We start from the raw sequence: 15,891 nt of genomic DNA on the forward strand, positions 1-15,891 counted from the left end.
GTGATGATGGGGTCCCGGTCAATAAGTTGCCGGGATCCCATGGGATGGCTTATGCTTCGACTAACATACGACCGCGCATTTCCATATGTAATGCATGACAGAACCAGTTACAGTAATACCACTGCACACCAGGTTGGCTTGCGGTAAAAGTAACAGATGAGGTTGCCTGCGGGCCAATCTCCATCTGCACACCGTGGTTAATCATACAGAAACCATGGGTAACATCTTCTACCATGTCGAGGTTAGTCACCACGACGGTCACTTCATCTCCAAGCTTCACTTTAAATTCAGTCATGCCATACATAGGCGCAACGGAGGTCATGTATACTCGCACTTTATTACCATCACGAATGACTTTATTGTCGGTATCAACATTAACGCCATCTTTTTTAGCCATGGCAACGGTTTCAGCAAACATGCGGTCATCACGTGTCCATAATTTTGCTGTTCTTATTTTACTGCGGTGAACCAAAATACAATCATGGGGTTCAGCAAAAGCGGGGCCGTCATGGACCAGTTTCATTTCGTCACCGGAAATATCAACTAACTGATCGTTTTCTGGATGTAACGGACCAACAGGTAAAAATCTATCTTTAGAGAATTTACTCAGTACCACTAACCATTTGCCGTCTGCATCACGAGTTTCACCCATAGAAGTATGGTTATGACCGGGTTGATAATGTACATCCAGTTTCTGGCGAAGATATTTCACTTTTTCACCATTATGCGCTTTGATCGCATCTTCAATATTCCATTTGGCTATCTGGCTGTCAATAAACAGAGTGGTATAAGCATTTCCTTTGTTATCAAAGGCAGTATGCAGTGGCCCTAAACCTAATTCAGGCTCTGCAACTACTGTATCGCGTGGTTTAATTTTATCATCAAATAAGGCATCTAATTTCTCAATCGAAATAATAGAAACTGTGGGAGACAACTTGCCGTTAGCAATAAAATATTTGCCAGAAGGTGAGGTATTAACACCATGGGGTGATTTAGGGACTGGAATATAACGGGTAAGTTTTGATCCTTTACGGCCGTCTAATACAGGGACATTATTACTGTTATAAGTTTTGAATTTACCCGCTTTAACGGCGGCTTCACAACGCGCTAAACTAAAGACCACCACATGGTCACGTTCTGCTGTGATCATGGCCCCTAAGGTCATGCCCATTTCTGAGTTATAACAAGTAGATGCAAAATATTTGCCGTCGTAATCGGCATCGGTATTATCCAAGTTCCCGTCGACCATCACCTGAAAAGCAATTTCCATTGTTTGCGCGTTAATCACACTAAATAATGAACGATAAGTACTGACATCTTCCAGTGACGCTTTACCGTCATTATTCATTGGAATTTCAAACTCACCATTACAAATCACATATTTAGTTTCAGGTACTTTCTGAACACGTAAACCATGGACCCCTTGTACGTTAGGAATAGTGATCATTTTATCGGTTTTCATGACATCGCAACGAATACGTGCAACACGTGAGTTAGCTTTGTCGTTAATAAAAAGATACTCACCGTTATAACGACCATCGGTCATACTCATGTGCGGATGATGTGCATCCCCGGTCATAAAATGGGCACTGTCGCCTTTAATACGTTTACTTTCGTTAGTTAATCCCCAACCCGTTGCACTGTCCAAATTAAAAACCGGAATACGCATTAATTCACGCATTGAAGGAATACCCATAATACGGACTTCGCCTGACTGACCGCCACTCCAGAAGCCATAATATTCATCTAAATCACCAGGATGGACGGCGGTGCTATTGCTTGCCTCAGCCGCCTGCGCTTTTGCCATAGAGGAAAACATGACCGCTGACATTGGCACGGCAGCTGCCGCTACGCCAAAGGCCGCACTTTTACCAAAAAATTTACGTCGGTCTGAATTTTCCAGTTTTTCATCGTTGGGTAGATCGCTTTTATACTTACTCATGCTATATCTCCATCCTGTTGGTTTATAGTGGAATTAATAATTTACCTTGTTATTTCACTGGAACTGAGAGCTCAATATTTAAGGTCAGAGTCCGGAATGAATTTTTAAACTTCTGTTATCTCAATTTCATTTTTTTTGCGTTTTTTATAGGCTAACTTTTTCAACGGTGGACATTTCTCGTCGTTGTAATAGGTAATTTGACAATCAAGGCAGTAATGACATTCACGCATATTAATCACCCCATCGGGTGCAATCGCCTGGATTTCACACTCTTTTGCACAGGTTTTACAGGGTGAACCACATTCTGGGCGGCGTTTTAGCCAATCAAATAAACGCACACTATTAGAAATAGAAAGCGCAGCACCCAAGGGGCAAAGGTAGCGGCAGAAGGTTTTACGATTAAATAAATTGATGGTCAGTAGGCATAACGCCCAGGCAACGAAGGGCCATTCGCGGTCAAATTTCAGTAAGAAAGTCGTTTTAAAAGGTTCAATTTCAGCAAACTGCTCGGCCATTGCAAGGGAATCTAATGAGATGCCAAACAGGGCCAATAGAATAAGATATTTAATAGCCCATAATCGTTCATGGACGGCCCATGGCAATTCTATTTGCGGGATTTTTATATAACGGGCAAACTGGTTAAGCAGTTCCTGCAGGGCACCAAAGGGACACAACCACCCGCAATAAACCGCTCGGCCCCACAAAAGAATAGTGACCGCTGCCGCACACCACAAAATAAAGATAACCGGATCTAATAAAAACAGATCCCAGGAAAAATCGTTCATCAAAGCCTGTAAAAAGGTAAAGACATTAACCACCGACAGTTGTCCTCCCCATGACCAGCCAATAAAAACAACCGTCACGGCTAAAAATCCGTGGCGCAGATTGTGCATAAAAGTAGGGTGGCGAACGAGCACATCCTGAAAAAATAGAATCAGCAATAAGACAGTCATCAAAATGATTAAAATCACCACTTTCACTTGATGCTCTAACCAGATTTGCTCGGTCAAGGTTAACTCTGGCTCAGGATAGACGGCAGGTGGGGTATTTACGTATTTGTCGAGGACATCATAACTGCCTTTGAAACTATTAAATAAACTATCCACCGGCCCGGTTTGCCTGCGCACTAATAACTCTATCTGCCAACTGGCACCGGGATCAAAGTCATGTTGTGCCGCCACTTTAAAAACCGACATCTCATTAAATTTGGGGGCATTCTCAATGTAAAGATCCGCGACCCTGTTATGTTCTAAATCACGGAAGGAGATAGCATTGTTATTTTGATGAACTTGAATGCGGTCAAAAATACCACCGCGCACATAACCAGAACCTTTATAGGAGTATCCATTACCAAAGATGGCAATTAAATACTCTCCCGCTTTTAAATCCCGAGTGAACCATTGATAATCAGACTCTCCAAAAAGGTTTTTACCGATTGTTGGAATATTCGCAACGGCATAATAAATCTCAGCAAACATTGAATCTGCCTTCGATGTCGGCACCTTATCAACATCTTCAGCCTCTGTTCCCACAAAAGCATTTTGCACCGCCTGATTGGTTAAATATAACTTTCTGATCGAGCCATCACCGGTCAAATCTTCCCAGGTTTTCTTTTCAAAGAGCGCTTTTTTTATGGTCGAAACGGGCTGGATAACACCTAATTTTTCCTCAATAATCCCCAATGAAACTGCGGCTTTATAAGCGGCTTTATTGATGGCTTTATTCATTACAATGACAGTGACCGTAGCCCCGGAGAGCCCATCAATCGATATATAATCCTGGCTTGTTGAGCCACCTACTTTAATCGCATCACTCACAGATAAACCGACATATTGGTCAATAAAACGCCATAACTTTTCTTCCGGAATACCGGCCAGAATAATAGGTTCATGGTGCTCTAATACTTTTGCGTTAAGGTATTTTCCGGTGGGATCCATGACCACCAACATATTAACGGGTTCACCGGAATAGGCCGGAATTTTAGCGAGATCATTGGTTTCAAAGGCATAACCCAGTATTTTGGACTCTCGATGGATAGTCCATAAAAGTGGCTCGCCCTGTTTTTCTGAAATTTTTGTGAGTGTTGGAAAGGTTTCTTGAATAAAAGGCATAGGATCTTTAGGGGGACTAATAAACAGAGCATAAGCATGTAAAGAAAGACTAATAAAAGTGAGTATAAGTAACTGAATAAACCTTTTTTTGATTGCCGAATTATTAATTACGTTATTCACGACCGAGCTCCCCGCTTAAAATGATACCAACTGCTGCGTGTAAACTAAGTTTTTTGTTTAATCCGGTGCTTGATCTCAATCAATAAAGTTAATTTTATGTTAACTTTATTCCCGTTTAGTGAGCTGTGCTCTTTAAATATACCCTTAAATAACATATGGTTATTTGTTTTTTTTTGATAGTTATGATCTTTATTTGTTAAGTTTTTCATTTTTAAAGGATTTTTTAACTTGTTGTTTACATACTTTAAACAATAAAATACTGTCTTCTTGAGCAGTTTATTGTTTAATTTCTTATCGGCTGTATTTTGTTTCTTTTATAAAGCTAATAAACCGCCTTCAAGCACTCAGCATTTAAGCATTTAAGCATTCCAGCTCTCCAGCCTCCAAACCTTCCAGCATTTACGGCAGTTCAGTGCCATGAACAGGCTAAGCTCTGCGCGCCCTTTCTCCAGAGCAGGCAGCACCATGATTCAACGAGATCCTCAACAAAACACTTTGAGGATGACGGGGAGTATAGTCTTTGAGGATGACAGAACCCGTCACGGCCGAATAACCCCACCTCGTCATTCCCGAAGCCATCTATTCGCCGTTAAAGGCGAAACGCCAACAATAAAAGTTAAGTCAGACGCCTCAAGCGAAAGCATACAAACAAGGGGAATTGGCTGAAATAGGTTTTATTGGCTAAGTACGAAGCTAAAGCATCGAATGCGGAATTCCCTCTAAAAATTAAAAACCATTAACTTGCAAGCGAATGTGTACAAATAGCGACGTTGATTACCCATGATCAAAAAACTACTGGAGTCATCTACATATGTATGTAACTAAAAGTTAGAGGGAGTCTTTGCAACGGCTGACTGTTTATTATTATCACTTCAGCTGAGTACTTTTATCACAAATACATGACTTATTAATAAATTATATATAAGGTAGTGATCTTGCAGCGCTTGCTTTTAAGTTTCCTGATAAAGCACTGAATTGACATCTTGAATATAAAATGGAGTTAATAAAACCATGGAATACAAAGCAATTGAATATAAAAAAATACTGCTTTCTTTTGTACTTTCTTTCATTTTGTTAGGTTGCGGCGGTGGAGGTGATGATGTTGTTAGTGATAATAGCGATAACCCGGCAACGATTAACGCTATTCGCTTTGCTTCCGATAGTGCAACTTTGCAGGTAGGTGAAGTATTACAAATAACCTCCACAGCCACTTATTCAGATTACAGTCAACATAGTATAACGGCTCAAGGTGATTGGATTTCATCTGATCCAAATGTTGTATCAGTTTCTCAGGGTAAATTACGCGCAATCCGCGGCGGTAATGCCATGATTACGCAACGCTATCAAGGGCAGGAGGCGAGTTTGAATACACTCGTCACTATTGATGCCGATGTTTCTTTAACCTTGGCCAGTGGCAAGCTGACATTTCGTTGGAAGTCAGTCTTTACTGATGAATTGGGCTATCAAATCCAAAGGCAGTCTTTAACAAGAAGTGTCTCAGAATGGGAAATTATATCTGAAGTCGGCCCGATTACCGAAGGTTTTTATGGACAACAGGAGGTAGTAGATACTACAGCAACCTATCGTATAGTGGCAGTTTTTAATCAATGGGATGAAGTCTTAAGCTCCAGTCAGGGAACAAGTTATTTTAATTACAATCAAACAAAAGCGATGGCGATCAGTATTTTGCCACCAGTTACCCACCCTCCTTATTCAGAAACGGTGACCTTTGGTTTGTCTCAAAATGTTCTATCGTCATCATGGTTTATAGACAGTAATAATGCTTGTGGAAGTTCCGCTTGTAGCAACAACAGTATTAATTTAAATACAAAAAGATATAGCGATGGCAATCATAGACTGGATGTGATGGCTGAAATTGAACCCGATGTATTTGTATACCTCAATCAAACTATTGATATATATAACCCTAATCTCACTTTAACTATCAGTGTTCAGGATCAGGATTTTAATAGCAGTGTTATTTTAGTTAAAGCGGGCAGTAAAGCTGCAGTATCAGAAGTGAATTATTACATTGATAACCACTTAGTCGCAAAGCAAACAGAGGAAATACCCATCACACTTAATCAATGTGAGAGATGGGGGTGTAATGATGTGACCTACCCTTATCATTTTGTCTGGGCAAAAGAATATGGCGAGCATCAAGTTAGAGTGACAGCTGTGGACACCGATGGTCAGTATCAGGAGCAAGTAAAAAACATTTTAATTAATTTAGCACCTATTGTTAGCTTTTCTTCACCTTTAAATAATCAGTTAATAACCGGAAATTTATTGACCGTCACAGGTGAAGTAGAGAATGAAAATCAAAATGTGACAACAACGGTTTCCTTTGGGGATATTCAGATAGGGCAAAAGCAAGCCACAGGCAGTTTCAGCTATAGTTATTCTTTAGCGGGATTACCTGAAAGTGATTATATGGTTTCCATTATTGCCACTGATGAATTTAACGCTCGTGGTACTAATCAAGTTTCTTTTAAATATGCGCCCAGTTTAAACGCTGCAATATTAGTGAAACACCTGCCTGTTGGCTATTCTGTAGTTGAGATTAATGATAGTCAATTGTTAGCTAAGAATACTGATTTTGAATATTTAATAACAGATTTAGCTCTATTAAACCCGGTTGATAGAGAAGTTAAGTTTGACAAAAAACCACAAACTTATATGTATTATCCCCATGTTAATAACAAAGGTTATTTTGCTTCAGATTATGGACCAGCAGGTTCTTTAAATATGTACTTAAATAAATCAGGATCTAACCTTAATCTAACGGAATTAGTTTCTGAAGGTAGTGGTTACGGTTTTCATAGTAGTTACATGGGTAATATCTTGGTTCAATTACCTAGTAATGGAAGTGCTTTTTACTTATGGGATACAGATAATCTAACCTATGAATATCTTAAACCACCAATAGGCACCTCACGCTGGTTAAATTGGAGGTTTACAAATAATGAGGAATGGTTATGCCAATCAGCCCCCATTGGCTTAGCTTATGATGTTTATGCCTATCAGTTGGGAAGTGGTGGGCAACCTGTTCGCTTAACAGATAACAGCAACGATATGGGAGGTAGTTTAGGTTATGGCTCTTTCTGTGCAGGTAATGATAGCGATTATCTGGCTTACAGTACCTCAGATCAAAATGACACAACTTCTTCATTACACTTATATGATTTATATAATCAGGAAAGTCGTTTAATTGCAGAAACAACTGTTGGTTCAGGTATTTCCAGTCGAGCTCAGTATGCTGATGGGGTGCTCGCCTGGCAGGAAAGCAATAGCGGTGCTAATAACTTAAAAATAATGTCGATGGATACGGGGGGTAGTTACTCAATTCCTAACGCGACTCTGCAAAAAGTCCGTTTTGGTAAAGTGAGCTACACCACTAGCGAGGGATTATTTGTCTGGCTGAAAAGCAGCCAGGAAAGCCGTAAGATATGGCCATCGAGTACTACTCATTATTTAAGCCAGGGAACGAGTTATTTAGTCAGTGGCAGCTTAATTTATCAAATTGATGATTGAAGCGCATAAAGAATCGATGGGTTTTTAATTTTTAATGTTGAATTTTAAAAAAACAGTTTAGGTTCATAAGCAGGACAGGCTCTTCTGTTGCTTATACTTTGGTGGTTCGAAGAGCATGGCTCCCTCGAACGGCGAAACTGGGTTTTGGTTTCTCCTCGTCTAGTCGCGGTCAAGGGCGCAAGACCAACAATGAAAGTTGCACCAAGCGCTAACAAGCGAAAGCTTACGAATAACCGATGCGGCATTATCCTTTCATAAATATGTAAATAAAAGGACAGTGAGTATTTTAAACGTCTACCTACCGTCTGTGTTGTATTATCACCTTATAAGGTATAGTTGCCAGCTGTTACAACCACGGAGAATTTAATGGGCACTTGCAGCGAATTTGCAGTTTTTAAGGTCTCCAAAGAGAATATTGCCAGGGTTATTACATTAAGTGAATCACTATTTCTTGAGATAAATGCGCTTGATAAAGTGATTGTTTTCCATGAAATATTGCAAAAAACAGATAATCCTGAAGAGATTTGCTGGCATCTTATCTGGTCCAGTGAAGAGAGTGTAAAATTAACGGCGCAAAAATGGACAACATTTCCAAGCAGCAAAGCGCTGGAATCCCTCGTTGATGAAAAACGATATTATGGTCACTTTATCCCTCTGATTTAATCAAAGGGTTATTGTCATCAGGATACTGTTATCACTCAATCAAAGGCTTTGTTATTATTAACCCTTACGGCATAATCTCAGGTCATTCACTTAACAGTGCAGACAGTTAACCGCAAGATTTTGCAGGGCAATAGTGCGAGCAAGGTTTTATAAAAAATTTAAGAGGAACAGGTATGAAAGGGACAGAAAGAGTTAATATTCAAAAAGGTTGTTCAGTGTCGATTGTTTTAAAACAGGATCAGCGTACGGGTAAGCTCACCGAAGGGGTTGTTAAAGATATTCTGACTAACTCATCGACGCATCCCCATGGCATTAAAGTGCGTTTGGAAAGTGGTGCAGTGGGCAGAGTGAAAACCGTTCAGGGTTAACAATAGAAAGCAGAGAGCCGCAAGCTAAAAGCAGAAAGCAGATTGTTATTCCTATTAAATACAAAAAGAGTACAGAGCTTGGCCATTGAACTTTCCCTTGAAATTATCTCATTATTATTTGCCGTTGCCATTTTAGCCGGTTTTATAGACGCGATTGCTGGTGGAGGTGGTTTGTTAACTATTCCCGCCTTAATGTGGGCTGGACTGCCGCCAACCGTGGCGCTGGGCACTAATAAATTACAGGCCTGTGGGGGGAGTTTTTTTGCCAGTGTTTATTTTGTACGTAAGGGCAGGGTGGTTTTAGCTGAGATGAAGCTCGCGATTTTATGCGCTTTTATCGGGGCTGCATTGGGCACAATAGCAGTGCAGTTAATTGATATCATTTATTTAGAGATGATTTTACCTTTCCTGATGTTAGCGATTGGTGGATATTTTCTTTTCTCTAAAAAAATCAGTGAGGATGATTGTCATCAACTCTTAACACCTGCTGTGTTTGCTTTAACGGCTGCATTAGGGGTGGGTTTATATGACGGTTTTTTTGGCCCGGGAACCGGCAGTTTTTTTGCGCTTGCCTTTGTCTCATTATCCGGGTACGGCTTAGCTAAGGCGACTGCGCATGCTAAGGTTTTGAATTTTTCAACCAATATAGCCTCGTTAATTTTCTTTGCCCTTGGCGGCAAGGTCTTTTGGACGTTAGGCGCTATCATGCTTGTAGGACAGGCGATGGGCGCAACATTGGGATCGCGCTTAGTGGTGAGCAAGGGGACTAAAATGATTAAACCGCTGGTTGTTTGCATGTCTGTGTTAATGAGCGTGAAGCTATTGTCCAGCCAATATCTTCTATTTTGATAGGACAGATAATAGCAAATCTCAAAGCTTAGCCCGTTTAGGATCCTGAACTGTTATTCAATTTATCCTTTGAAAAAAATTCTCTAAGGTCACGGGCAATACGGCAGTGTCATTCCCTAATAACAATAGCTGGTTGTTTCCGATGTCTTTTAATCGGAAATCTAAATAAGCACCTCTTAAGGCTTTATATAATATTAAAAGCATTAATTTTATGCTCATTGCTTCAGAGGAAAAATTTACGCTCACAAAGCCGCTAAGATGAATTTGAAGAGTAAATCTGATCACTTTATTAATAGGTTTGTTTTAAGCACACTGTTCAAGAGATTGAATCGACATCGTAAGTTAATTAATGGAATGGGTGTTATGTTATACGTAGGGTGTGCTCCGCACCGCAAGCGGCGGAAATCGGTGCGCGGAGCGCACCCTACGGGCTGTTTCATCGTCATTATCTCGCACAAGCTAGGCAATTATTTCCTTATTACGTTCGATATTAATGAATGTAGCCGAGGGGGAATATTTTTATCAGTGATGTAGAGAGAGTTTAAGCACACTGTTGAAGAGATTGAATCGACATCGTAAGTTAATTAATGTAATGGTATAAAAGAATTCTGCGCGTCTGAATAGTATTGGTAAAAACAGAAGATAAATTTAATCAGAGGGCGATTTAATTGGGGTGCTACCCGATTGGGGACGTGGCTTTTATTTGATTGTTTTTATTTTCCAATGCTCGCTTTCAACAATCTGGACATTCCCAATTATATAACCTCGGGAATAACCGTAATTTAACGACTCCCGATTAAGCTCGGGAATCATATGGTTTTTGCTGTTCTCTAAGGATTAATGACCTGCTTATTGCGTTGCTAAATATTTCAGATAAGCACTTCTTAATCTGTCTGAATTTACGCGCAGGTAATTTGGCGATAAACGCTGTCTGTTTAAATATTGATCTGCAATATTATGTTTTATATAGACGGTTTGCCCTAATCCTGTGTTGAGCTGATTATGGCCATCTTCATTATTAATGCGCGTCTGCAGGCTGTAATTAAAATTATTAATCCCTTTCAATTGAATATAACCGGGTTTCATACCACGCCAAAATGTTAGCGGGATAGAGACATTAATAGAGACAAACTCTTCTGGAAGGGAATTACTTTTTTCAGTCATTTGTGTATTTTGGTAAGTGGCATCAACGCGTACATCACCCAGCCAATGCATTGAGGAAATTTTAAATCCCCTATCAGTATTCCAAAATTCACCTCCCTGCACTTTTAACTGCCAATTTAATTGCGGCAGAGAAAGTTGGTAAAAGCCCAAGACAGTTCCTTTATTTAGAAGTGTTTCATCTGTAGGCTCAAAATAGTTAGCCTCAAGACCCATTGAGTGATAACCCTGAGGCGAATTCCACAGTGTTTCATTGGCGACACCCTGATAACCGGACTTAATATAACCCAGAGAGGTTTGATTTAACACATTGAAGGGCAGTGCGAATGCCTGATGGAAAAGTGCGGTATCTATTTCACTTTGGAATCGGCTATTGCCCCAATATTTTCCATCATCAAAATCTTCACTGTTGGTCAAGGGTAATGTATAACGCAGATCAATGGCAGAACCCGGCCATAGGTTAGTCACCAGATTAGCAGAAAGGGCGAGTGAATAATCATAAACGCCTAATTCAGTTGCTGTAGCGTGTTTAACCATAGGAGAAAAAATTATCTGCGAGCGGCCAAAACTGGATTCAATTTTATCTTCCTGCCAATCCGCTTGTTGATAGGTTTTACTAAGCCCGCTACTGGTAAAGGTAAGCTGCTCACAATTATCACCTGAAAGAATAAATTCACGGTAACAATGCATATTGGTGTCTACAGCAACAACAGGTATGCCATTTTTTAACATAATGAGTTTGGCATTTTGTTCATTATTGTCGCTGCCAAGTTCAGAAAAGACTGCCTTGCCGGCATGGTTACTAATAATCGCCATCGCAACCCCGATACCATCTATCTCATTGTGATTATATCGGCGGTTTTCCAGGGCTATCAATAAACCGTTTTTATCCATGCCCACTTGAATATTAAGAAAACCTTCTTCTTTTAAGGCATTTTTAAGTGACGCGACTGAACTGGTCTCATGTACTGACTGTTTAATCACTAATTTATCTTCTAATGAGGCTGTTATATTTTTTTCTTTTTTAACTAAAGCCCGGTCGCTGTAACCCAAAATAGGCACGGATAAATTAGCTGCCCACATCGCTTGTTGATTGGTCTCATGTCCCGTTGCTAACTGATATTCCAGGCTGACCTGAGAGTTGAAAGGTAATGATTTAGGGGGAGTAAAGGCTTTGACGGCGACGTTCAGTTCTGTGTTGTCATGCTCTGCCGTCAGCTGCATAAAAGAAAAGGGTTGATATTCAATGGATGCAAACGGACCATTCATTATTTCGTTGGCTAATTCTGATTTGCCAACCCCCGCACTTAAACGCACGGGCAGGGCGGTAAATTCATAATCAGTCACGGCATAATAGGCTTGAAAGTTATTTGCCGCGCCGCCTAAATCCTGCACGCCAAAGGCCAAGTCAAAACCTGTGTATTGCTTAATTAAGGGTAATTGGTATTTTAGTGAAGCTGAAAGATCACTGGCGCTATCAAAATCATCATGAACAACAATGCGCCCGCTTGCTTCAAGGCCCGGGAATAAACCTACAGAAAAAAGCATATGGTGTTGGTCGGGAGTTTGTGACTTTCTATAAACACTCTGGCCATATAAAAAAGAGGCACTGCCGGTTTTCAACACCTGCGCATTAGGTGTTAATACGGCACCCGTAAAACTTTGTAAAGAAGGTAAGTTATCCAGTGCGGCATAACACTGAAAACTGCTGATTGACATGGCCAATAAGCAAAGGGACGTGCGGTTTGAAGGGAGCATAAATTGATTACATCCTTGTAATAAAAGCCACTCATATAAAGGTGACTTCAAGGTCTTAGTTATTTAAGTGACTTAGTAAGCTTAAACCAGTCGGGAGCAGTATCACCTGTCTCTGCTGAACAAGTACTTTCACACCATCGGTTGATTTTTTATGCATAAAGTCAGCATTTTAAGTGTTACACAATCATAATAGAAAATATAAAACAATACAATAAAACAATATAAGCGCCGTTTTTATAGCTTAGATTCATATAATAAGTGCATAACATGGAGCAGCATTACCTTACCGCAATAGGGATCTATTTGTTAGTGGTCATCTTCGCTTATTTATGAGTATTACTATTCTTATGTGGTTATTTAATCAGAATAAAGTTAGTATCTAATCTTCAAGATCAGCGCATAATCTATTGATTCATATAGATAAAATTTAAATCATTTATTTATAAAATTCAGGTGCAGATGCCGGTGATATTATATCGTTCACCCATTTTTTACTGCAGAATAGATTTTTTAACCACCTAAACTAACCAAAGTTGTAATAAAGTTGTGATAAAGTTGCTGCTTTAAAACAGACATTGATATAAATTTACTCATTGCAAGGAAGTCAATAATGAAAAAAAATCTTTTAGCGGTACTGGTTGCCGGTACTTTTATGGTTGCCTGTAATAACAGCGACTCGACGTCAAGCACAGCAATTAAAGCCTATGATGGTCCGGTTCAGTTTGCAGCTGTGGCATATGATTGTGGTGACGACACTGCCAATAATCCAATAAAAGGCGACTCAGGTGTGACTGGATTTGATGGTAGTGTTAGCACTAACGTTCCTACACTCCTTAATGAACCAAATTTATGTAGAATCGTTGTGACGGGTACTCCTACAGCAATTGATACCTCTAACGGTAAATTAATGCCTGATATTGAATATGTTATCCCTAAAGGGTTATTAGCTAAAGGTAAGGGTATTACAGCGGGTCCTTTCACCACATTGATTGATGCAGAGATGAAAGCTAATAACAAAAGCGCCACTGATGCTGCTACATCGGTTGTTACTGCTTTATATGGCGAAATTCTTATCAACAATGGTGTTGATCCATTAGAGATGGCTCGTGATATGGAAGGTACGATCAATAAATTAAAAGCAGTTAATTCACCTTTGGTGGCTTCAATAATCGCAACTAACAACGTGACTAGTGATGTGCTTGTTTATTCGAAGACTAATACGGTAGACCTTGCAACAATTATCAAAACCAGTAAAGCGGTAGCAGCACAAGTAATTACTGTAAATCCTAATTATCCTAACGTTGACGGTGATGCTACAAAGGTTAAAGTTGCGACTTTTAATGTAGGAATTTCTATCACTGAAGCGACAAATAATGGTTATATTAGTACTGTCAGTGAAGTTACGAAGGATATACCAAAAGCACCAGTAGTAACAGGTGCAACTGGTTCAACAGGTTTAACCGGTGGTGGTAATTAGTCTTGACCTTTTGCCGTTAAGATAGATACCCCTTGAAAGTCACTCTCACCGAGTGACTTTTTTTATTGCAGCACCGTCATAAAAAAGCTTATTCCAAATTCCCCCTCTTTTTCTGCTAATTTTATCTTCTAAACTGAACCTTAAGGCTCGGCGTCTTCTTTTTGCCCGCCTGAAGTCCAGATTCCAATGTTATTTTAGGTACTGAACCTTTTACGCGTATGGTCATTGAAAAGGGCCCGCAGCGCTTAGCCTGTTTATGCCGTAATGACTTCTGCGTCCTGCCCTACGTCTTTCAGGTCGTTGTCGTAAATGCCAAGGTTCAAATTTGTCACTTGCTTATTAAATGATTTCGCGAATAATGGTGGATTTTGTTACCTTCGAAGTACTTTGTTATCCCCTGAGTTACTTATTTATGTGTAGTGGTATTATTTATATACCTATTTGATCACAATAAAGTCAACATCCTGCGTTTTTACTTTGTTTTTACTTTTTTTTTACTTTACAATGAACTTCGAATCAGATCGAACATATAAATGTTTAAATAGGCATTTATCTAAATTTACCCTTTGTAAGGATATGAATAATGGGAAAAAATATTTTCATGGTACTTATTGCTAGTACTTTTATAGTTGCCTGTAGCGGTGCAAGTACGCCGAGCACATCAATTAAAGCTTATGATGGTCCGGTTCAGTTTGCAGATGCAAAATATGATTGTGGTGGTGACAATAACGGATCTGCAGGTCTGACTGATTACTATGGTGCAGTTAACACTACCAATGTAATAATCAACAGCAACCCAGAGTTATGTGAATTCGTCGTTACGGGTAATGCCAACTCAATTGATACCTCCAATGGTAAAGCAATGCCAGATATTGAGTATGTGATACCTAGAGGCTTATTAAAACAGGGGTCTCCAATTACGGCTTCTCCTCTGACAACATTGATTGCTGAACAGATTGTTGCTGATGCAGATGCAGTTCCACCAGTGGTCAGAGAAAATATTTCTGATGTTGTCACGGAAGTTGTTAATGATTTATATGACATGGATTTTGCCAATGATACTGGTTTTACTGCATTAGATCTGGCACTAGATATGGAAGGTACAATCAAAAAATTAGATTCAGGTACTGCATCTAAAGTCATCGCCACTAACCACGTTACTAATGATGTTATTGTGTATGTGAAGGCTAATAAGGGTAAAAAATTAAACGTTAAATCACTTATCAAAACCAGTAAAGCGCTTGCAAAAAAAGTAGTTACTGATAATCCTGGTTATCCAACTACGACTACCGGTGAGAAAGTTGTTACTGTTTCTGTCGCTGATGTCGAAAAAGTTTATATTAAGGTTGAAGCTAACGATCCAGATCCAGTCACAGCTGCAGGTATTACTATCGTCGTAGCGATAGCAAAGCCTGTTCCTGCACCAACAGGTGCAACGGGTTCAACAGGTTTAACCGGCGGCGGTAATTAGTCTTGACCTTTTGCCGTTAAGATAGTTATCCCCTGAAAGTCACTCTCACCGAGTGACTTTTTTATTGCCATCCTGTAATAATAAGCTTATTCCTTTCTTTTTTCTGCCAATATTTTTTCGGAACTGAGCTTTTAGGCTCGGGGGGGGGAATGCTTGAAGGCTGAAGGCTGAAGGCTGAAGGCTGAATGCTGGAGTGCTGGAGTGCTGGAATGCTTGAAGGCTGAATGCTGGAATGCTGGAGTGCTGAATGCTGGAATGCTGGAGTGCTGAATGCTTGAATGCTGGAGTGCTGAGTGCTGAGTGCTGAAGTGCTTGAAGGCTGAAGGCCGGTGTATTCTCTTCAGGCTCGGCTGTTTGATACAAATAAGCCTCCGGTTCTATATATTAGAACAAGGAGGCTTATTTAACGTATCAAAACTTAAGATTCATATTTATAT

The 15,891-nt window shown here is 39.9% G+C and carries 10 protein-coding genes; 6 read left to right on the top strand and 4 right to left on the bottom strand.

The features are described from left to right. Positions 1–49: 49 nt before the first annotated feature. Complete coding sequence (nosZ, locus tag PING_RS07535; RefSeq protein WP_011769805.1) at positions 50–1,942, bottom strand: TAT-dependent nitrous-oxide reductase; 1,893 nt, start codon at positions 1,940–1,942, stop codon at positions 50–52. A gap of 104 nt (positions 1,943–2,046) precedes the next feature. Next, positions 2,047–4,173 (bottom strand): transcriptional regulator NosR, encoded by a 2,127-nt coding sequence (gene nosR / locus PING_RS07540; protein WP_011769806.1) that lies wholly within the window; start codon positions 4,171–4,173, stop codon positions 2,047–2,049. A 1,011-nt stretch (positions 4,174–5,184) separates the two neighbouring features. Here nosR and PING_RS07545 point away from each other — a divergent pair. The 4 genes from PING_RS07545 to PING_RS07560 all read left to right on the top strand — a co-directional run bounded on the left by PING_RS07545 (position 5,185) and on the right by PING_RS07560 (position 9,587). Next, complete coding sequence (locus PING_RS07545) at positions 5,185–7,707, top strand: Ig domain-containing protein (RefSeq protein ID WP_011769807.1); 2,523 nt, start codon at positions 5,185–5,187, stop codon at positions 7,705–7,707. Positions 7,708–8,073: 366 nt separating this feature from the next. Then, positions 8,074–8,370 carry a hypothetical protein gene (locus tag PING_RS07550; RefSeq protein WP_011769808.1) on the top strand — a complete coding sequence of 99 codons (297 nt, stop codon included), beginning with the start codon at positions 8,074–8,076 and terminating at the stop codon, positions 8,368–8,370. A gap of 173 nt (positions 8,371–8,543) precedes the next feature. Then, the gene (locus PING_RS07555) at positions 8,544–8,738 is read left to right on the top strand and encodes a YwbE family protein (protein WP_011769809.1); all 195 of its coding nucleotides are present in this window, start codon (positions 8,544–8,546) and stop codon (positions 8,736–8,738) included. Between the two features lie 78 nt (positions 8,739–8,816). Continuing rightward, positions 8,817–9,587, top strand: a complete 771-nt coding sequence (locus PING_RS07560) for a TSUP family transporter (protein WP_041766164.1) — start codon at positions 8,817–8,819, stop codon at positions 9,585–9,587. Between the two features lie 849 nt (positions 9,588–10,436). On the opposite strand, the gene PING_RS07565 is transcribed toward PING_RS07560, so the two are convergent. Continuing rightward, entirely contained in the window at positions 10,437–12,506 is a 2,070-nt protein-coding gene (locus PING_RS07565) for a YjbH domain-containing protein (RefSeq protein WP_011769811.1), read from the bottom strand. Positions 12,507–13,116: 610 nt separating this feature from the next. Here PING_RS07565 and PING_RS07570 point away from each other — a divergent pair. Both PING_RS07570 and PING_RS07575 read left to right on the top strand, forming a co-directional pair. Then, positions 13,117–13,983, top strand: a complete 867-nt coding sequence (locus tag PING_RS07570; RefSeq protein ID WP_011769812.1) for a hypothetical protein — start codon at positions 13,117–13,119, stop codon at positions 13,981–13,983. 583 nt (positions 13,984–14,566) lie between these two features. Then, positions 14,567–15,454, top strand: a complete 888-nt coding sequence (locus PING_RS07575; RefSeq protein WP_041766167.1) for a hypothetical protein — start codon at positions 14,567–14,569, stop codon at positions 15,452–15,454. A gap of 45 nt (positions 15,455–15,499) precedes the next feature. Here PING_RS07575 and PING_RS07580 read toward each other — a convergent pair whose 3' ends face one another. Then, positions 15,500–15,817, bottom strand: a complete 318-nt coding sequence (locus tag PING_RS07580) for a hypothetical protein (protein ID WP_041766170.1) — start codon at positions 15,815–15,817, stop codon at positions 15,500–15,502. Between the last annotated feature and the right edge of the window lie 74 nt (positions 15,818–15,891).

The organism is Psychromonas ingrahamii 37, from assembly GCF_000015285.1.
GTDB classification, from domain to species: domain Bacteria; phylum Pseudomonadota; class Gammaproteobacteria; order Enterobacterales; family Psychromonadaceae; genus Psychromonas; species Psychromonas ingrahamii.